At 34.4% G+C, this 18,841-nt stretch carries 18 protein-coding genes; 7 read left to right on the top strand and 11 right to left on the bottom strand.

The window, feature by feature from the left end; genetic code table 11:
• Nucleotides 1–50 precede the first annotated feature (50 nt).
• Nucleotides 51–4,802, bottom strand: a complete 4,752-nt coding sequence (locus AB8B52_RS06620; protein WP_406026431.1) for a lamin tail domain-containing protein — start codon at nt 4,800–4,802, stop codon at nt 51–53.
• A gap of 222 nt (nt 4,803–5,024) precedes the next feature.
• Here AB8B52_RS06620 and AB8B52_RS06615 point away from each other — a divergent pair, with 222 nt between their 5' ends.
• Nucleotides 5,025–5,501, top strand: coding sequence for a regulatory protein RecX (locus AB8B52_RS06615; RefSeq protein WP_406026429.1), 477 nt, complete (start codon nt 5,025–5,027; stop codon nt 5,499–5,501).
• 54 nt (nt 5,502–5,555) lie between these two features.
• Here the strand turns inward: AB8B52_RS06615 and AB8B52_RS06610 are convergent, their stop codons facing one another.
• From AB8B52_RS06610 to AB8B52_RS06590, 5 genes are all read right to left on the bottom strand, one after another.
• The gene (locus tag AB8B52_RS06610) at nt 5,556–6,044 is read right to left on the bottom strand and encodes a DUF6646 family protein (protein ID WP_406026427.1); all 489 of its coding nucleotides are present in this window, start codon (nt 6,042–6,044) and stop codon (nt 5,556–5,558) included.
• A 141-nt stretch (nt 6,045–6,185) separates the two neighbouring features.
• The gene (locus AB8B52_RS06605) at nt 6,186–6,659 is read right to left on the bottom strand and encodes a hypothetical protein (RefSeq protein ID WP_406026425.1); all 474 of its coding nucleotides are present in this window, start codon (nt 6,657–6,659) and stop codon (nt 6,186–6,188) included.
• 56 nt (nt 6,660–6,715) lie between these two features.
• Nucleotides 6,716–8,095 (bottom strand): flotillin family protein, encoded by a 1,380-nt coding sequence (locus tag AB8B52_RS06600; RefSeq protein ID WP_406026479.1) that lies wholly within the window; start codon nt 8,093–8,095, stop codon nt 6,716–6,718.
• Between the two features lie 92 nt (nt 8,096–8,187).
• On the bottom strand, nt 8,188–8,811 hold the full coding sequence (locus AB8B52_RS06595; RefSeq protein ID WP_406026423.1) for a hypothetical protein: 624 nt from the start codon (nt 8,809–8,811) through the stop codon (nt 8,188–8,190).
• 796 nt (nt 8,812–9,607) lie between these two features.
• Complete coding sequence (locus AB8B52_RS06590; protein WP_406026422.1) at nt 9,608–11,434, bottom strand: TonB-dependent receptor plug domain-containing protein; 1,827 nt, start codon at nt 11,432–11,434, stop codon at nt 9,608–9,610.
• A 70-nt stretch (nt 11,435–11,504) separates the two neighbouring features.
• Here AB8B52_RS06590 and AB8B52_RS06585 point away from each other — a divergent pair, with 70 nt between their 5' ends.
• Complete coding sequence (locus AB8B52_RS06585) at nt 11,505–13,001, top strand: PLP-dependent aminotransferase family protein (RefSeq protein ID WP_406026420.1); 1,497 nt, start codon at nt 11,505–11,507, stop codon at nt 12,999–13,001.
• On the opposite strand, the gene AB8B52_RS06580 is transcribed toward AB8B52_RS06585, so the two are convergent.
• Both AB8B52_RS06580 and AB8B52_RS06575 read right to left on the bottom strand, forming a co-directional pair.
• Nucleotides 12,991–13,407 carry a DUF2007 domain-containing protein gene (locus tag AB8B52_RS06580; protein ID WP_406026418.1) on the bottom strand — a complete coding sequence of 139 codons (417 nt, stop codon included), beginning with the start codon at nt 13,405–13,407 and terminating at the stop codon, nt 12,991–12,993. The genes AB8B52_RS06585 and AB8B52_RS06580 overlap by 11 nt on opposite strands.
• A 118-nt stretch (nt 13,408–13,525) precedes the next feature.
• Complete coding sequence (locus tag AB8B52_RS06575) at nt 13,526–14,074, bottom strand: hypothetical protein (RefSeq protein ID WP_406026416.1); 549 nt, start codon at nt 14,072–14,074, stop codon at nt 13,526–13,528.
• A gap of 153 nt (nt 14,075–14,227) precedes the next feature.
• Between AB8B52_RS06575 and AB8B52_RS06570 the strand changes: the two genes are divergently transcribed.
• The 5 genes from AB8B52_RS06570 to AB8B52_RS06550 all read left to right on the top strand — a co-directional run bounded on the left by AB8B52_RS06570 (nt 14,228) and on the right by AB8B52_RS06550 (nt 16,919).
• Complete coding sequence (locus AB8B52_RS06570) at nt 14,228–14,737, top strand: DUF2975 domain-containing protein (RefSeq protein WP_406026414.1); 510 nt, start codon at nt 14,228–14,230, stop codon at nt 14,735–14,737.
• A 2-nt stretch (nt 14,738–14,739) separates the two neighbouring features.
• Nucleotides 14,740–15,264, top strand: coding sequence for a DUF2975 domain-containing protein (locus tag AB8B52_RS06565; RefSeq protein ID WP_406026412.1), 525 nt, complete (start codon nt 14,740–14,742; stop codon nt 15,262–15,264).
• A 2-nt stretch (nt 15,265–15,266) separates the two neighbouring features.
• A complete protein-coding gene (locus AB8B52_RS06560; RefSeq protein ID WP_406026411.1) occupies nt 15,267–15,809 on the top strand; it encodes a DUF2975 domain-containing protein in 543 nt (180 codons plus the stop codon).
• 2 nt (nt 15,810–15,811) lie between these two features.
• The gene (locus tag AB8B52_RS06555) at nt 15,812–16,018 is read left to right on the top strand and encodes a helix-turn-helix domain-containing protein (RefSeq protein WP_406026409.1); all 207 of its coding nucleotides are present in this window, start codon (nt 15,812–15,814) and stop codon (nt 16,016–16,018) included.
• Nucleotides 16,019–16,484: 466 nt separating this feature from the next.
• The gene (locus tag AB8B52_RS06550) at nt 16,485–16,919 is read left to right on the top strand and encodes an ankyrin repeat domain-containing protein (protein WP_406026407.1); all 435 of its coding nucleotides are present in this window, start codon (nt 16,485–16,487) and stop codon (nt 16,917–16,919) included.
• Nucleotides 16,920–16,988: 69 nt separating this feature from the next.
• Here AB8B52_RS06550 and AB8B52_RS06545 read toward each other — a convergent pair whose 3' ends face one another.
• From AB8B52_RS06545 to dinB, 3 genes are all read right to left on the bottom strand, one after another.
• Nucleotides 16,989–17,282, bottom strand: coding sequence for a type II toxin-antitoxin system RelE/ParE family toxin (locus AB8B52_RS06545; RefSeq protein ID WP_406026405.1), 294 nt, complete (start codon nt 17,280–17,282; stop codon nt 16,989–16,991).
• Nucleotides 17,276–17,497: a hypothetical protein gene (locus AB8B52_RS06540; RefSeq protein ID WP_406026403.1), complete on the bottom strand. Its 222-nt coding sequence runs from the start codon at nt 17,495–17,497 to the stop codon at nt 17,276–17,278. The genes AB8B52_RS06545 and AB8B52_RS06540 overlap by 7 nt, the downstream gene beginning before the upstream one ends.
• Nucleotides 17,498–17,593: 96 nt before the next feature.
• A complete protein-coding gene (gene dinB, locus AB8B52_RS06535) occupies nt 17,594–18,811 on the bottom strand; it encodes a DNA polymerase IV (RefSeq protein WP_406026401.1) in 1,218 nt (405 codons plus the stop codon).
• Between the last annotated feature and the right edge of the window lie 30 nt (nt 18,812–18,841).

The raw sequence follows: 18,841 nt of genomic DNA, 5'->3' as shown, positions 1-18,841 counted from the left end.
ATGAGACTTTTATTCGAGTAAGCGCGTAGTCGAGCTTTGTCTTAATTTTGTTAATGTTGCTTAATGGCTTTTTTACTAATCACTTGTCCGTTAGATAAAGTAACTTTTGCAATATAAGGTCCCTTACTTAAAGCGGGTAAATTATAAACTTCAACTGCGCTGTTCCCTTTTAAATCGTATATCTGTCGTCCAGTAATATCTAAAATAGACACATTAGTAATGGTATGTGTGTTGCCAATTCTAAATTCTACAGTACCATTTTCGAGTTCTAGAATACTCAGTTGATTAGTAGCAATTAAGTTATCGTCTATAGAAAGTGAGGTGGTATTAAATACAATTTGAAAACGCTCATTGAATACTCCAGCATCTGAAGTGAAGGTGTAATCTGAATCTTTTAGATTATGAAATACATTCAGTTCATTATCTTTAAGGTAGATGTTATTTTCGGTATAAAATTCACCTTCAAATTGCGCAATAGAAATGCGGTATAAAGTCGGAACCGTTATCATGGTTTTAAATCCAAGATCAATAATTTCATTTTCATCCAAGCTCAAAGGATGTTTACCTTGAATGACAAATTGGTTATTTGCACTGTCATCTAAAATTGTAGAATAAATAGTCGCAGCAACTCCTGTTGAGAGATTTTCTTTAACATCGTAATAAGAGCCATCATCATTATCTGAAGCTCCTTCTAAATGTGCTACTGCAATTTGTTTTGAAACACCGTTGTCCGAGTTTAAATTAAGCCATAACACATGGCGATTATTCGTATTTCTAAAAAACTGGTCGTTATCACCAGTGACACGCATCGCATTATTGAATGTTACGTTGGTACCACTTAAAGCTTCTATAAAAAAGCCTTGACCGGACGGTACAAAATTATTTGGTACTAATGCTAAGTCTCCACCTGCAACATTGATTCCACTAGCATTTATAATAGCATAATCTGCGGTAGAAAAATTAAAACCTTCATCACCAGATGCGTTGGCATCAGCAGGAGTAGCTTGGCTCCAGAGAAAAATGTTATTGGCGACACCTGTGTTTTCACTAAAAAATACTGCAGTATCTATAGCACTAGGATAGGGATTACCAATAAAATTCCAGTCACTGTATGGGCTTCCAGGAACAAAAGTAATGGCTGGTGTAATAATACCATTATTAAAAGCGCCAACAAATGCAAATTGTTGTGCATTTGGCAATGGAGGACCAAAAGTGCTTGGCGTCGCAGCATAACCCACACCAGGAAGCATAATTCCTGAAGCTATTTCCCAATCGTCGCCATTATCATCAATATCATCTTGTCCAGGTGTAAATGTATTTGTATTCGCAATTTCAATTTGATTATCTACGAAATTGGCCGCATTGAATATAAAACGTCGGTTTGGAGATACTGTAGAGAATATATTTTCTATGGTTTCACCAACTACAGGCGAACTCCAATACGTATAATCTAAGTAGGTATTTAATAGTGACGTTTCTTTTTGAACCGTGATAATTCCATTTGCGGTAACCGTCGCTAAATCGTTTATTTGTACAACTGAACCTTGAGGGAAAACTGTAATATCTCCGTTTGCAATAATATCATTTTGTATCTCAATAAAGGTGTTGTTTTGGATAAGCATTTCAATGCCAACACCTGCGTTGACTGTTAAACTACAAGCACTAAAGCTTGTTTGGTTGCCACCGACGGCTGTGTCGTAAAAGCCATCAATTTCTACCACTGTCGTTATATTTGGCAGTGTATTTAAAGGTGTACCATCGTTCCAATTCCAATTGGTGCCATCCCAAATTGCCACTGGCACCTTTAATTGGGCTGCATTTGATGCAATACCACACGCACCATCTTCAGTAACTAAACAATAAAATTGATAACCATTATAATTATAAAATGCTCCATCCAATATTAGAGTTTCGCTATTAATTCCAGATATTGTAGCTGAAGGAAATGCTCCTGCAGAAACGACTTCCCAGTCTAAATCAGTACCATTTCCTTCATTATAGAACCATTGGTATGTTAATATGTTACTAATATCACTAGCCGCAGATATAGCGTCAAATTCAACTATATTGGTACATCCTAAGACATCGGTTGGATTACTGACACTAGGTCGAGCTATGACTTGAATATAACCAAATGTACCTAAGCTGGCAGTGCTTTCTGAGTTAGAGTGTGCCCAATCAGCAGGATTTTCAATAGCGTTTGGTCCTAATGTGTTGATATCTCTTGTAGCCGTATAACCAATGTCATTATCTGGTACTGTATACACATCAATTAAAGTTGTTCCGTTGTACAAATGAAGGATATCTGCACCGTTAATACCTGGAAAACCACCAACATTTGCGAAGTCGAAATCTGGAGTAGCAGTATCCGCACCAGAACTAATTTTTCCATAAAGTACTTCACCATCATTTATAAAATCTTGAGAAGGTGAAAAATAATAATCTACATAATTGTTATCTAACAAGTCTTGAGCATCTCCATAACGTCGTACGTAATAACTGGATAAATCTATGGTATTACCAGTACCATTATAAATTTCAATATAGCCTAAACTTCCACCATCTTCATCGTATATTTCAGACATAATTAACTCTGTGAGACCACAACTAGTGTTATTAGATGTTAATGTAAAGTCTGAAGAAGAAATTGTGAAACATGCACCTTCAGTAATCGTAAAAGGTCCGGAATTAGTAATAGCTGGTATTTCAACGACTAACTCAGTAGGCGTATTAGAAACAACTGTTGCTGTTAAACCTCCAATAGTCACTATGGAGGAAGCGGAAAATCCATTTCCAAATATTGTTACTTCTGTTCCTACAGGTCCTTCCAAAGGTGCAAAGTTAGAAACATTTATTGTTGCTTCTGTACAAACACCTGTCCCTTTAATATTAAAAACATAAGGGTTTTCAAAACCGTCTGGATCATCAGATATTACAGTAACAATTGCGCTTAGTTCTCCAATGGCTAAAGGATTAAAAGTAATATCAAAGGTTGCAAATGCACCAACATTTATAGTTGCAGGAATACCAGATAAGGCAAAGTCTCCTGGATTTAATCCTCCTAAAGTAATAGAATTAATATTTAAAATTTCACCACCAGTATTTTGTATTCTATACGATTTTGTAGGTGGTACAGCAGTACCAATAGCTGTTGCAGCAAAAAGCGTATTGTTAAATCCTACAGGAATATTAGAACCGTCGCTAGCAATATCTGGAAATGTACCGACATCTCCTTCAACATTAATATCAGGTACTAAACATAGTGGTACTAATTGGTTAATTCCTGCAGAACCACCATTAACAACTTCTTGCCAGTTTACTGCGGTATTAGAGTTGTCTGCTGTAGCATCTATAACATGTAAGGTGGCATCATTGCCATTTGCACCATCAGCTCCATCATAGGTTACAGAATCTATTATGGTGCTACCATCATCTGCTGTTATCGTTATGATTTTAGGTCCAATTGTGTTCGGGAGTGTATTAGCAGCTGGACTGTTTGAATAAATCGAAGTAAAAGGACAGTTGGGATTAAAAGGGGCAACTCCATTATCTCCAAGAATCACCGTTATGCAGCTTCCATCAGCAATTATAACACCAGACATAGGGAAGCTATATACAAGACTTCCGTCAACTTCAATTGTGTAATTATTTAAAGTTTGTGAATTTCCAGATACGTTACATATTTCTATCCACTCGTCATCAGTACCACTTGTGTTGTACATGATTTCTGTAATTACAACATCAGCAAATGCAGGTGTATCATTATCCTCAATAGTTAATATGTGTTGTGTAGTAGCACCTAAAATAGCAGAGTCACCACCCGTTGGGTTAGTTAAATTTAAAACTACAGTTTCATCTCCTTCAATCAAAAGATCGTCATTTGAGATGAAAATAGTTAGTGGCTGATTGGCATTGGAGTTTGTGGGAAACGTTAATGTCTGAGGAAAAGTAATTGCCAATGGCACACCTGCACCATCATCATAATCAGTGCCATTAATCGCAGTTGAACTTGCGTCTAATGTTATATCTACTGTTGTTATAGCAGTTGCCGATGGGTTGACTATAGCAACTTCTACATCAATAAGAAGGCCATTTTCTGTAAGTGTAGACGTTGCCGAGTCAAACTGAACAATTGTATTCGTTGCTGATGGAGTACCTTCGATTATTAGATCATCTATATTCCAAGATTCGCTCGCATTATTATTATCTATTACAAAACCAACTAAAAAGTTTGAAGCGATAGCTGCATCTGCATCTGGTATATTTATAATTATATTGTCAATTGGATTTGCTGATGTTGAGGTGAAACTCGATGGATTACCGTCACCATCATAAGTAATTGTTCTGTTTGTACCAGAGTTAAAAGCCCACCTAGCATTACTAGAACCAGTAATTTCTAACTCATAAGACCATGTTGCACCATTGTCTAAACTAATATAAACATCTACATAATCAGCACCATCTAAACCATTAAAAGCAGAACCTATAGAAAATGCGGCAAGATTAAATTCAACCTGTACGGATTCAAAACCAGAGATATCAGTAGGTCCAAAATCAGCATCGATAAAAGTATTTATAACATTCCAAGATGTATTAGAGCTTGTAAATTGTGGAGAATTTTGAGGTCTGTCACCACCTCCAGAGTTCCCGCTTGCAGAAGTAAAAGCACCTGTATTAAAGTTATAATTTAAGGTCGGAACGGAAGGAACGGTTTCAAAATCTTGAACTGCAATCGTAACTTGTCCAAAACAACTAGCAACAAATCCAAAGAACAAAAAAGATAAAAAGTAATTTTTAACCATAAGGGATAATTAAAAAGATTAATTGCCAACAAAGATATATTAAAACCATTGCAAGTCAGTACGTTGTAATATATGATTTTATTAACAAATTGTTAAGTTTAGACCCGAGTTATCTACAAAAAACGAGATTTTTCGATAAAATACAAGAACTAACTTTTTTAGTTTTGTTTCAAGATTTAAATAAATCAGCGTCTCACAAGAATCTATTGTATTTTTGAGCTAATGAATTCTAAAAAAACATACACTGTAGACGAGGCTAAGAAAAAATTGGAACATTATTGTGCTTACCAAGAGCGTTGCCATAAAGAAGTACAACATAAACTTAGGGAGATGTCTATGATTCCACAAGCTATTGATGTAATCATGGTGCACTTAATTGAGCACAATTTTTTAAATGAAGAACGTTTTGCCAAAGCTTTTGTTAGGGGAAAGTTTAGAATTAAAAAATGGGGAAAAAACCGTTTGGTTAGAGAGTTGAAATTTAGAGGTATTTCAAAATATAGCATGGATACTGCTCTAAAAGAAATTGATTTAGATGATTATTACGCAGCCTTAGACGAATTAGTGCAAAAACGAATCGCACAGGTTAAGGAGACCAATCATTTTAAGAAGAAGAAAAAAGTAGCGGATTACTTGTTATATCGTGGATGGGAATCGCATTTAATCTACGAAAAACTCAATGAGTATCTTAAGAACTAAAAAAGCCTATTCAAGATAATGAAAAGGCTTTTTATTATTTTGAATAAAAGTGTCCTATAGGTTAAAAACAGCACCAAAACTCACGGAAAACTGATTGTGTAATTCTTGTGCAGGTGTTAGCGTAGTATCATATTTGGCAAAAGGAGCGTTAAGTTCTGTGTAAACACCAAAGCCACTTGTAAATAAATAGCGCGCGCCTAAATGACCACCAAAATTTTTGAGTCCAAGACTTAATCCTGGATATAAATCGAAGTTATCATCAATAGCAAGTACATTTCCAATATTAGCGTTAAAACGTGCTCTAAAATCGATACGATTTCCAAAATTAGCGTTTAAGCTTTCTTCAACACCTAAAACATACGTCGAAGAGATACCAACTGAGATATTTTCGCCAATACCATAGTCGTAGGTCATGTTTAAACCAGTACCATTGTTTTGAAAGTTGGCGCCAATTTGAAGTTTACTATCACCTTTGCCTTCATAAGCTTGAGAGTAACCAAGACTACAAATCAATAATGCTATAAATAGTATTGCGTTTTTCATGTTTTTAAGTTTTAAAAATGACTTCAAATATACGAATTGAATCTAATACTGATAAGTAAATTAAATGAAACGATATGATTAATTTACACATTGTCATATTTGAAATAAAAATAGTCGTGAAACCTTTCTAGTTAAATTTATCTATAACCAGTTAGGATCTCTGGTTGTAGCATCCAGAATATCTATATGTAATTTTGAGGACATTAATGTCGCTTTTTCAAAAGCATCAGTCATATCTTCTGTAATGTAAGCTTCAATTTTTTGATTGGTGTTATAAAATAGATTCACTTTAAAAACACCTTTTGAAATGTTTGCACTGGCAGTTCTTGCCCAAACCGTCGTAACTTCTGTCGTTTTAAATACAGAGATATAGTCTATATCTGGCAACGCTTCCCATTTGCCTAATTTAAGTCCAAAAATAGATTTTATAGATCTGTATGTGTTGTTGCTAAAGTTAACTTCTACGCCATTCTGAATTAATAAGTAGCCGCCAATAAACAAGGGGACGAGACCTTTAATGTCACTAAATAGCGATATGAATCCAGCCACAACAGCAAAAATTCCAAGGACATATTGCCAAACTGCATTTTTTATTTTGAATGTGAACAGATCCATAAACAAAAATTAACTAGAAAAAAACCCACTCTCAAGGAAAGTGGGTTTGTTGGTTCTTATTTCTTTTCAGATTTATCAATTTCAGCATCTTGTGCTTCAATTGCTTTTTTGTCTTTTCCTTTTAAATATTCTGGTAAATCCATACCAGCCATATTAAACATTTCTTGTAAAGGTGGTACAGATTTGTACATGCCAGATAAGAAATTGGCTGTTGAGGATTTTCCGTCGTCACCATTGCCACCATTATCCCAAACAGTCACTTTATCAATCTTAATATTTTTAATAGCTTCAGATTGTATTTGTACCAATTCAGGTAGTTTGTCTGCGATGAGTAATAATACCGCATCTCTACTATTATTACCAGCAGCTTTTACAATTTGCTCCATACCAGCAGCTTGTTTGGTTAAGATTTCAAACTGTCCCTGTGCTTCCGCTTGTGCTTTAAATAAAATCGCATCTGCTTCACCTTTTGCTTTTCTTCTAATACGTTCCGCTTCAGCTTCAGCATCAATTTCTACTTTCTTTTTATCAATTTCAGCAGGTACAATAACATCGGCCATTTGAGAACTACGCTCACGTTCCGCTCTTGCTGTTTCTGCTTCTTGCTCGGCAGCATAAGATTCTTGTAATGCTTTTGCACTTTGTACTTTTTCTGAAGCAATTGCTACGCGTTCTGCTTCTGCTTCACGCTGACGACGCAAGGAATCTGAATTGGCCACCGAAATTTTAGCTGCATTTTCACCTTCTACTGCTTGTGCATTTGCAGCAGCAACTTGTGTTCTTTCATCCTGTACAGCATTAGCTTCACCAATAGAACCATCTCTAGTTTTTTCTGCTACCGATTTACGTGCTGCGTTAATAGCGTGTGCAGCAGCTTCTTTACCAAGCGCTTCAATATAGCCAGATTCATCAACGATATCTGTGATGTTCACGTTGATTAATTTTAAACCTACTTTACGTAATTCGGTTTCTACACTTTCAGAAATATTGGTTAAAAATTTATCACGGTCGTTATTAATTTCTTCAATATCCATAGATGCTACGACTAAACGCAACTGACCAAAAATAATTTCTTGTGCTAAATCTTGAATTTCATTTTGTCCCAATCCTAATAAACGTTCTGCTGCATTTTGCATAACGCCAGGTTCGGTAGAAACACCAATGGTAAAACGTGACGGCACGTTAACACGAATGTTCTGTTTTGATAAGGCATTTATTAAATTCACCTCAATTGAGATTGGTGTTAATTCTAGGAATTCATAATCTTGAATTACAGGTAGTATAAAAGCTGCACCACCATGAATACATTTGGCAGATTGCCCTCCACCTACTTTTCCATAGACGACTAATATTCGGTCTGATGGACAACGTTTGTAACGTTTAACAAGTATAATTAAGGTTAATATGATAAATAAGACTACGAATATGCCTACCATTGGTATGCCAAAGCCGTCCATATTTACGGTGTCTTGAATTGAGAGTAATTTCATACTGTTAAATTTAGAGGTTATAGTTGATTATTTTGAGTTTAATTATTTTCGAGTAAATTATTTTGTCCTGCTTCTAGTTCGTTCTGAACTGTTGAAGACGGTTCAATAGGTTGGCGCGTTTGGTCAACGATAAGAATACCGTTTGATGTAACATCTACGACTTTTATAATCGTTCCTGTTTTTAGTTCGGTTAACGAATCGGTGAGTGCATCTAACTCGCGCATTGAGCCTTGTACTCTAATGGTAACTTTCCCTATTTTAGAACGGTCGGCACCAATGGTTAAATAGACTTCGCCAATAGCATCTAATGCATTTTTATAATTTAAAGTACCACTATCAGACAGTTTACTAATAAAGTAAAATAATGCAGCCATAATGACCATCATTAATAAACCACAAATGACGGATATGATAATCGTTGCTGGAGTAGATAACCCAGCATCGATACAAGCAATTCCGCTCCAACCTAATATGGTGAAAAAGCCAACAAGGTTTTTAAAGGATATAAACTGAAATCCGGCTTCAAAATCGGCATCAATTTCATCAGCATCTCCACCAATAAAAGCCATAAGCATAACGATGCTAAAAATCAGCGATCCAGCAATAGCAATGACCCAATATAGTTGAGGTAGTAATTCTAAATTTGAAAACCATTCTGCCATAATTGTAAGATTTAAAATCTAGTTAATAAATATACGACCATTATTAAGATTAAACCATCTTATTTTTGAAAGTAAATTAGACACAAAAACATCACCAATCAAGATGTTAATATCTTGTGATTTTTTAAATCTTTTGGAGCTATCGATGCTACAGATTAAAAAATAATAATATAGGTATGATGGTTAGTGTAAGTATGGTCGTTGATATGCTTTGTAAACCCAAAAAGATTTTGAGTTTCAACCTACTTTCAAGATATAAGTAGCGAATGAAAGAATTTTGTTACAGAAAATTTGAAAAATATCTTTTTGAGGGTTGAAATTTGTTTTAAACCTATCCTGCAAGGTTTCAGAAACCTTGTAGGTATTGATTATGTTTTTATACCTGTCAGGTCGAAAAAAGACCTTGCAGGATGGTTGCAATGGTAATTTAGTTTCAATTGATGAGATTCCTTTTTCAAAGGAAATTAGAATATTGTTTTAAGAAATTATTTTAGTTGATATATATCCTGTAAGGTTTTAGAAACCTTGTAGGTATTGATTATGTTTTCATATCTACAAGGTCAAAAAAAAGACCTTACAGGATGGTTGCAATGGTAATTTAGTTTCAATTGATGAGATTCCTTATTCAATAGAAATTAGAATATTGTTTTAAGAAATTATTTTAGTTGATATATATCCTGCAAGGTTTCAGAAACCTTGTAGGTATTGATTATGTTTTCATACCTGTCACGTCAAAAAAAGACCTTACAGGATTAGTGACGATTAAAATTTAATTTCAATTAATAAGATTCCTTTTTCAACGGAATTTGTAGCGTAAACCAAATAACACATTGCTTGGTGGCATTGGTGTAAAGCCAGACTCTATATAATCGGCATCAAAAATATTACTTGCGGTTATAGAAAGTTCCATTTGCTGTAATTGTACCACTACAGAAGCATCCCAAACATTATAGGTTTGTCCTGTGGTGCGTTCTGCATATTTGTAAACGATATTTTGGCGCACATTTTTAAAGAGTTGAGTACTTAGTCTTGTGGTGTAATGATGTTTTAAAGTTCTCAGTGAGTAGCGCGATAATTCTTCGTTTTGGTCTAAAATATTATCATCTAAATAGGCATAACCAAAAGCTAAAGTCTGATTAAAATTATTAAGTTTGAAATTATAAGCGGCATCAACCTCGAAACCTTTGGTGTTCACTTCTGCAATGTTGGTTGCTGTAAAAATTTCTTCAACAGCATTGGGTCTAACATAATCAATAAGATTAGTCGCATCTCTATTAAAGAGCGATAAGCTAGCTCTAAAGCGTTGACTATTATATTTGATTCCGATTTCTTGAGCAAAGGCTTCTTCGGGTTCTAAATCTGGATTTCCATTTGTTCTTGGGTCGCTATAAAATAAATCGGTATAAGTTGGAATGCGATAGGTAAAACCAGCATTTCCATAAATTTTTAAATTATTGGTAACATCCACTCCAATATCTATTCCTGGAAAGGCATTAAATTTAAAATCTGAAAAATAGGTCATGGCAACTCCTGGTGTAATATCAATACGATTATCTAGGAATTGAAACCGATGTTCTAAAAAAACAGTGGTCATAAAACGATTTCGATTACCAAGATTATTACTTCTCAAATCGATTTTTGATACATCCACACCAAAACCAGTGGTACCAAGTTCAGAGGTATAAGACGCATTCGCTTCCGCTCCTATTTTATCTGAAATATGAACATTTCTGAAAAAATTAGGTTCAAAACGTCTTAAAAGAAAGATGTCTTGGTTGCGTTTCCAATACACACGTGGTTGAATTTTAAGCTTTTCAGATTTAAATGTTGTGGTAAATGCAATTAAACTGTTTTGAGTTTCTTCATATTCATTAAAACTCGGATTGGTGGTATAAAAATTTTCAGCACCAAATTTGCGTTCAAAAAAGGTGGCAATCATTTCAATAGGCTGGGCTTTTTTATTAAACACACTTTTTAGAAAGATATTGGTATTGTCGTAATCTGAATTCACGTGATAGCCTTCCGAAGTCAATTTACCCACATGCAGAATATGTGATGAGTTTTCTAATTCGGACCCAACAGTGATATTACCATTAAGTTGCCCAAACGAACCTGTTTCAAGATTGGCAGAAACCGAATGGTTTAAACTCGATTTGGTGACAATATTAATAGCACCTGTAAAAGCATTTTGCCCAAAAACACGCGCTGCAGGTCCTTTTATAATTTCAATACGTTCAATGACTTCAATAGGTAAAGCCGCATTCATGGTATGATGACCCGTTTGTGCATCGTCCATTTTTATGCCATCGATTAATAATAAGGTTTGGTCAAAACCACCACCTCTAATAAATAAATCGGCTTGACTGCCACCTGTGCCGCGACGTCTAATATCGACGCCTGCCACTTGTTGCAATAAATCGGCAACGGTTACAGCAGCACTATTTTTAATATCTTGAGAAGTGATGATATGAATGGTTCTCGAATTTTCTCTAAAAGGAAGGTCAATTCTTGCTGAGGTGACTACAACTTCTTTTAAAGAATCTGTTTTTATAACATTGTCTTGAGCATTCAAGCTAAAAAAGCTAATGAAAAGGAATATGAAAAAGACGAGTTTATTTGTCATGATGTGTTTATTTAAAACATAACAAAAGTCGTAACTTTCCGGACGATTAAACTAGTCCAGTTTTAAAACTATGAATAGTCCGGTTAATATACTCATAAAACAGCTCATTACATTCGATAAAACGATGGTGCAACCTGTGTATATTCAAGTAGCACAACAAATCATCAATGCCATACAACGTGGTTATTTAGAGAAAGGCAGTAAGTTGCCTGGTACGCGCGTTTTAAGTCAGTTATTGCATGTGCATCGCAATACGGCTGTGGCTATTTATGAGGAATTAGCTTCTCAAGGTTGGGTAGATATTATTGCCAATAGAGGTACTTTTGTTTTAGTGCCTGAACAAACCACTGCAAAAATTAAAGCAGCAACACAACATATCAACCACGCTTATACGTATCCAAAAGTTGCTGGTTTTCCTTTTCAGAAATCATTTCATTTGGCTTCAACAGTACAAGAAACATCTGCAAAATTTGTGATTAATGATGGAAAACCCGATTTGCGTTTACATCCTATGCATCAGTTTTCGCGATGGTATTCTGCGGCTATGAAGCGAAAACCATTAATACACAAATGGAACAAAACATTGGGTGCAACACCTTCTGTTTTTAAAACACAGCTTTGTAATTATTTAAATGCCACACGAGGATTTCACATCAAACCAAATAATTTAATTAGCACGCGAAGCACAGAGATGAGTCTCTACATTATGTCGCAACTATTAATTAAACAAAATGATATTGTTTTAGTTGGGCAGTTAAGTCATTATGCATCAAATATGATTTTTCAAGAAGCAGGAGCCACCATAAAAACGATTCCCGTAGATGCCGATGGTTTAGATATCGATTATATAAAAACCCATTTTATAAAACGCAGTATAAGGTGCGTTTATGTTTCAGCCAATCGACATTATCCAACAACAAAAACGCTTAGTGCGAAAAGGCGGATACAACTTTTAGAATTAGCAAAAATCTATGGATTTGCGATTATAGAAGATGATTACGATTACGATTTTCAGTTTGAAGGTTCAGCCATGTTACCTATGGCAAGTGCAGATGCTAATGGTATGGTTATTTATTTGGGTAAAATGGGACAGTCGTTGTTTCCAAGTTTTCAAACTGGTTTTGTGGTGGCACCAGAAAATCTAATTTCTGAAGCCAATAATTATTTAACCTTATTAGATGAACAAGGCGATTTAATACAAGAACAAATGTTATCTGAGTTAATTTCTGAAGGTGAAATTTATAGATGGCTTAAAAAAAATATTGTGACGTATAAAAAGCGTCGCGATGGTCTTTGTGCGTATTTAGAGCAGTATTTCGATGGCATTTTAATCTATGAAAAACCTTCTGGAGGCTTAGCGATTTGGTTGCAATTTTGTGAAACACTGTCTTTAGTAAAATTGGCAGAAGAAGCTGAAAAAGTAGATTTATTCTTGCCAAAAACGAGTCTTTATCAAGATAAAAATACCTGTGCCATCCGTTTTGGTTTTGGGCATTTAAATGAAGAAGAACTAGAAACGGTCATTTTAAAGTTAAAAAGCGCTTATAATAAGGTGCTTAATGTTTAATCGGAAATTCAGTATTACAATCTTCACATTTATATTGATAACGTGTGCTAAAAGGTAAGGTTCCTGTAATAAAACCGATAAGAAAAGACACTAAAGCTTTAAAACTGTTGATGGTAGAGTAAAGTCCAATATGAGTTTGTTTACAATTTGGGCATGCAATAGGATTACCATTATCATCTAAAGAATGTACCTGTATAGATTCTAAAATATGGCGCGCTTCTTTTTCGTCTTTAGCAAGTACTTTGAGTTTTACACCACCAATAGCATTACTGACTAAGGGATCTGTATCTATAGTGATATTATCTCTTAGAAAAACTTCAATACCGTCTGCCTCTAAACGGCCTTTTACAATTTGGGCTTCAGAAGAATACTGATATCTGGCTATAGTGACGAATGTTTGTTGCATGGTGTAAAGATAGAAAGACCTCGCAGGTTTTTAAAACCTAGCAGGTCTAAAATAGAATTATAAATTTATTTTTTTGCTAGCTGAGTGAAGTTGAACGCTATCAGTTCTAGTAATGGTGCTATTCAATTCTTTTTTGAGACATTTTAGCCTTCCACTCCGTTTTATCTACCCATTTAAAATCGTTAGGCAATGTGGCATCTAATAAATCGATGTTTAATTCTTCTGAAAGTTCAAAACCCATCATAAAGGCTTCTGTATAATCGTCTTCTTCGTATAATTCAAAATGCTTGTTATTATCATACCAAAGATTCACTTCATAAGTGTAACTACCACCTTTTAACAGTTGACGAAAAACAGAAACGTACTGATAATTTTTAATCGTTTGCCACTGACCAATATGTAAAGGACCGAGTCCGAAAGTGGGTCTAAATTTAGATTTAATAAGGTCAACATGAATCGATTTTTTAAAGCAAAATACAATGCCAATAAAGGTAAGATAAGCTGCTACTTCAAAATTTGAAGTGATAGAATTTAATGAAATATTGGATGTTGCCCAATTGAAATTACTATGAATTATTAAAGCACTTGCTAAAGTGAAAAAAAAGGCAGCAATAAGTATTTGCCAAAGTGGTCTATCGCTTTCTGAAATGATAATGTCCGATGTCATGTTTCAAATATAGTGAGACCTACTAGATTTTTAATCCCGAAAACTTTCGGGACGGTTAGGTCTAAATCTTATGAGTTGTCTTTTTAATAAAAAATTATTGTTTATCAATAATTTTTATATATTTGTTATCGTAAAACAATAATTTATTAAAAAATGAGAAAGTTAATTATTCTAAAAAGTTTGATTGATTTTATCTGGATTTTAACCTGTATTCCAGCAGCATTACTATTATGTTTCTACACCGTTTACATGTTTATTGAACCAGAATCTTTAAAAATGGTATTAGGAGCAGAAGACGATTTGTTTGAAACGTCAATAATTGGTGTTCAGTTATTTGTTTTAGTAGGTATTGCGCTCGGTTTTGTAACGTTTTATTGCGTGTATTTGTTCAGAAAAACCTTGCGCTATTTCCAGAAGGTAAAACCGTTTCATATAGATGTGATATACAATTTTTATAAAATAGGGTATTTGCTGACAGGAATTGGAATAACGGCTTCGATATGGCTCTTTTTAGCTCGATTATTTTTTAAAAGTGAACTTAAATTGAAGCTTGGATTAAGCCCTTATCTTATATTAATCTGTTTAGGGTTGTTTTTTATGATTTTGAGTGAAGTATTTAAAGTAGCAAAACATGCCAAAGAAGAAAATGAATTAACTGTTTAATTATGAAAGACAACACCAAAATATTAACCATTATTACTTACGGTATTTTACTAGGAGCCGTTTCTGTCCTTCTCAATGACTTACGTGAGTTTGATTTTAACCAATTTGAAAAATTTCAGAATTGGGCAAAAAGTGCAGATAAAAATGACTCTTGGTTCACGTCCCAAAATGCTATTGAATGGAGTTACTATGCCATAAGTACAGGGCTTTTCTTTTGGAGAGGCTATCTTATATATGGTTTCAGTTATTTCTTATCGATCTTGAAGGAAGTTGAACATGGGAATTACTTTAGCGATAAGAATATAGAATACTTCAAAAAAATCGGAAATATCTTTATTAGCTATACAGTAAGTGTGTTAATTATGCGCTTTCTTTTAACTGCAATTAATGGCTCAAGCTATAAATTTTTTAATGAACTCAAAGGAGAATTTACGTTTTTGATTCCTGCAGGATTGGCATTTTATATTTTGGCTGAAATCTTTAAAAAAGGAAAACAAGTAGAGGAAGAAAATGGATTAACTGTTTAATTATGAAGAAAATAATATACATTTTAGCAAAAGGGTTTTTCTATGCATTTGCAGTATTTTTTGTGTTCATTTTTGTGTTTTCAATATTGGCTTTTGCAGAACACCAATTGGGTTGGAATGTCCCTTATGTCAACATCACAGAAGAACCCACACATAGTTACGCTAATATAAATCTACCCTTGCTTGATATGCATGTTGGGTTTATATTTAAACTCGCAGTTGTTTTTGCCATGTGGATTGGCATTGTGTTTTACGTGATTTATTTCTATGCTTTGAAAGAATTTTTCAAAGTATTTATTGAGGAGGAAGTGTTTAATGCCAAATCCCTCGAACGCTTAAAAATATTTTTTATAATCAACCTTATTCCTGTAGGTTTTGCTTTTGGATTATCTATGTATCAAATAGTTAAAAATGGAAGTTTTAAGTTTGAAGAAGATCAAGGTATAGCGATTTTTCATTTATGTATTGCCTTTTTGGCTTATTTATATATGGATATTATTAGGAAAGGAAACTTGATTCAGGAAGAAAACGATCTAACCATATAACCATGCCAATAGTAGTCAACTTAGATATAATGTTAACCAAACGTGGCATGAAGAGCAATGAACTTGCAGAGTTGATTGGTATAACCACAGCAAATCTTTCTATTTTAAAAACAGGAAAAGCAAAAGCGATGCGGTTTTCAACTTTAGAAGCGATTTGCAAAGCGTTGGATTGTCAACCAAGCGATATTTTAGAATACGTAGAAGAATAAACAGCAATCATTATTATTCTGAAAGATTTTTTTGTTGACTGAGTTTTGGTCGCTGAGCGTTGGTCGCTGAGCGAAGTCGAAGTGAGTTGAAGTGAGTAGAAGTGAGTCCAATTGGTTGAATTCAACTTGAAATGCAAAGTATAATCCTAGATGGATTTAACGTTTATAAAAAAATGAGGCTTTTGGCTACGACTCCATAGGAGTCGCACTTATTAGCAAATATGGTTTATAAGTTTTGATTTATGTACGACTCCTCTGGAGTCGCAACTCCTATTGATCATCTCTTTTTTATAAACGTTTGATGCCTCTGGCATCTTGTAGCTTATTTGAAAGTACTACTAAAAAAGTAAGGTTTTAGATTGCCTTAAAGCTATTTTCTATCAGACAGCTTTACTTTTTTTAATTATTTGTAGCACTTCTTATGGCTTATTTTTAACAAGAAGAAATTTTGAACCAGGCAATACACATGAAACATTTACTATTTACAATTTTACTTGCTGCAACATCAATTAGTTCAGCACAATCAGTTCCAGATGATTTTAAGTATGCTTTAAAAAACGATGATGCCAAAGCGTTTTCAAAAGCATTGTCTGCGGATAATATGAACTCTTGTTATGAAGCTGGAAATTCCAATTATACGTTATTAGCGTTAACCATTAAGTTTGGTGCTAAAGACTGTTTTGAAGCTTTAATAACCAAGAAAGCAGACGTTGAGAAAGCATGCGCTAGTAAAACACCCTTAATGTATGCCGTTAAATATGGCAATTTAGATATGGTAAAAGCACTTATAAAATCTGGAGCAGATTACAAATTTGAAAATAGTAGTGGTCGTACAGCCATGGCTTATGCTAAAAAGTACGAGCAAAAAGAGATTTATGAGTATTTGAAATTGCTTAACTAATTTTAGATCTTTCAGGTTTTTAACTTATTCTAAAGCTACGGTGAATAAAGGAAACCTGAAAGGTTTTTTTTAATAATCTAAAGGTTCTCGTTTTGTGTGTCTAATACGTAGAATTCTAATTTCGGATGTTGTTGTTTGATAGGCTATGCGATAACTATGGACTTCAAAAGCTCTAATGGTGCCATCATTATTCTTTCTGTACTTATCTAAGGGATGAATTTTAGAATTGTGTTTTAAATTTTCGGTTGCTAAAAAAATATCTTTTTGTACTTTTTTAGCAGATTTTAAAGAATCTTCTTTGATATAATCGTAAGCTTCTTTTAATTGTTTTAAAGCCAATTTTCGCCAAACAATTTTTACCATGTATTGGCTATTTGTTGTGCTTCTTTTTGTGTGTGAAAGTTACCTTTTTCAATATCTTCGATAGCTTCATCGAGCTCTTTATTGTATTGTTCTATAGTAATTCTTTCAGAGTTTTCAGTTCCTTTTTTTAGCACATATTCTAACTTATCTAAAAGTGTTTCATTGACCTCAGATAGCTGTTGTATAAACTTATATTTGCGCGCTTCTAAATTCATAATTTTGATACTATTATAAAATAAAGATACAATTTCTCTTTCATATTTTTATTTTTTTAGACAGGAAACATTTTGAAAGTTGGTAAAACTAAATATTTACTGATGCCGATTAGCCAATAAAGGAGGCGGTTCTCCATTAAAAGGATTCCAACGGCTAATGGTTTTTGCTTCCATACCAGCAGCACTCATAACCGCTCTGTCTCCATAACGTTCGCGCATTTTGTCCATAGCTTGTGTGAGGTTGAGGTGCATTTCGTTGTCTTCAAATAAATTGACTTGATGACCACCTTCCACCAAATGACTAAAGCGAACACCAACAAGTCGTACTAAGAGTCTGCGATGATATAATTTTTTAAATAAACTCAATACCACAGGAATAATATCATGGTCCATTGCACTGTAAGGAATCCGTTGCTGTTGCGTATAAGTTTGAAAATCGGAATATCGAATTTTAAACGTCACACAAGCCGTGAGTTTATGACCACGACGTAATTGAAAGGCTAAATTCTCTGCCATTGCAATGACTAAGCCTTTAAGTTTAGCCACATCTGTAGTGTCTTGTCCAAAGGTACGCTCTGTAGAAATGGATTTGCGCTCGTGATATTGTATTACAGGAGAGTTATCTATACCATTGGCTTTTTTCCAAATACCCAAACCGTTTTTACCAAGCACTTTATGCATCAATTCCATAGGCATTTCTTGTACGGTTTTTATGCGCTTCACACCTAAATCGCACAAGGCTTTGTAGGTGACATTACCAACTTGTGGTATTTTTTTAACCGAAAGTGGAGCTAAAAAAGGTTTCTCATCACCATAAATAACCCGAATTTCATTATTCGGTTTGGCTTCTCCAGTGGCTATTTTAGATACGGTTTTATTCATAGACAAGCCAAACGAAATCGGTAAGCCCGTTTCTCTCATAATTTTTTGGCGCAGTTCTGAAGCTAGTTTATGGCAGCCAAAAAACTTATCCATTCCGGTGAGGTCCATATAAAATTCATCGATAGATGTTTTTTCGTAAAGTGGTACGCTTTCTTTTATAACGTCTGTAACATCATTTGAAAATTTGCTGTAAATTCCAGAATTCCCTCTAAGTACAATGGCTTCGGGACAGAGTTGTTTTGCCATACGCATTGGCATAGCAGAATGGATTCCGAAAGTTCTGGCCTCATAACTACAAGACGCCACAACACCACGATCGCTTGTGCCGCCAATAAGAATTGGCTTGCCATTAAGTCGGCTATCGAGCAAGCGTTCGCAAGACACGAAAAATGTATCTAAATCCATGTGTACGATGCTGCGGTTGTTGTTCATGTTGTGTTTTGGGTTTCCTGCAAGGTTTTG

Origin of the sequence: Winogradskyella sp. (genome assembly GCF_045105575.1) — a bacterium.
Classification (GTDB): Bacteria; Bacteroidota; Bacteroidia; order Flavobacteriales; family Flavobacteriaceae; genus Winogradskyella.
This window is presented reverse-complemented; position numbering and strand designations above follow the sequence as displayed.

Coding starts and splice junctions, on each gene's coding strand:
- AB8B52_RS06620 (WP_406026431.1), bottom strand. CDS start 4,802: ATGGTTAAAAATTACTTTTTATCTTTTTTGTTCTTTGGATTTGTTGCT.
- AB8B52_RS06615 (WP_406026429.1), top strand. CDS start 5,025: ATGAATTCTAAAAAAACATACACTGTAGACGAGGCTAAGAAAAAATTG.
- AB8B52_RS06610 (WP_406026427.1), bottom strand. CDS start 6,044: ATGAAAAACGCAATACTATTTATAGCATTATTGATTTGTAGTCTTGGT.
- AB8B52_RS06605 (WP_406026425.1), bottom strand. CDS start 6,659: ATGGATCTGTTCACATTCAAAATAAAAAATGCAGTTTGGCAATATGTC.
- AB8B52_RS06600 (WP_406026479.1), bottom strand. CDS start 8,095: ATGGTAGGCATATTCGTAGTCTTATTTATCATATTAACCTTAATTATA.
- AB8B52_RS06595 (WP_406026423.1), bottom strand. CDS start 8,811: ATGGCAGAATGGTTTTCAAATTTAGAATTACTACCTCAACTATATTGG.
- AB8B52_RS06590 (WP_406026422.1), bottom strand. CDS start 11,434: ATGACAAATAAACTCGTCTTTTTCATATTCCTTTTCATTAGCTTTTTT.
- AB8B52_RS06585 (WP_406026420.1), top strand. CDS start 11,505: ATGAATAGTCCGGTTAATATACTCATAAAACAGCTCATTACATTCGAT.
- AB8B52_RS06580 (WP_406026418.1), bottom strand. CDS start 13,407: ATGCAACAAACATTCGTCACTATAGCCAGATATCAGTATTCTTCTGAA.
- AB8B52_RS06575 (WP_406026416.1), bottom strand. CDS start 14,074: ATGACATCGGACATTATCATTTCAGAAAGCGATAGACCACTTTGGCAA.
- AB8B52_RS06570 (WP_406026414.1), top strand. CDS start 14,228: ATGAGAAAGTTAATTATTCTAAAAAGTTTGATTGATTTTATCTGGATT.
- AB8B52_RS06565 (WP_406026412.1), top strand. CDS start 14,740: ATGAAAGACAACACCAAAATATTAACCATTATTACTTACGGTATTTTA.
- AB8B52_RS06560 (WP_406026411.1), top strand. CDS start 15,267: ATGAAGAAAATAATATACATTTTAGCAAAAGGGTTTTTCTATGCATTT.
- AB8B52_RS06555 (WP_406026409.1), top strand. CDS start 15,812: ATGCCAATAGTAGTCAACTTAGATATAATGTTAACCAAACGTGGCATG.
- AB8B52_RS06550 (WP_406026407.1), top strand. CDS start 16,485: ATGAAACATTTACTATTTACAATTTTACTTGCTGCAACATCAATTAGT.
- AB8B52_RS06545 (WP_406026405.1), bottom strand. CDS start 17,282: ATGGTAAAAATTGTTTGGCGAAAATTGGCTTTAAAACAATTAAAAGAA.
- AB8B52_RS06540 (WP_406026403.1), bottom strand. CDS start 17,497: ATGAATTTAGAAGCGCGCAAATATAAGTTTATACAACAGCTATCTGAG.
- dinB (WP_406026401.1), bottom strand. CDS start 18,811: ATGAACAACAACCGCAGCATCGTACACATGGATTTAGATACATTTTTC.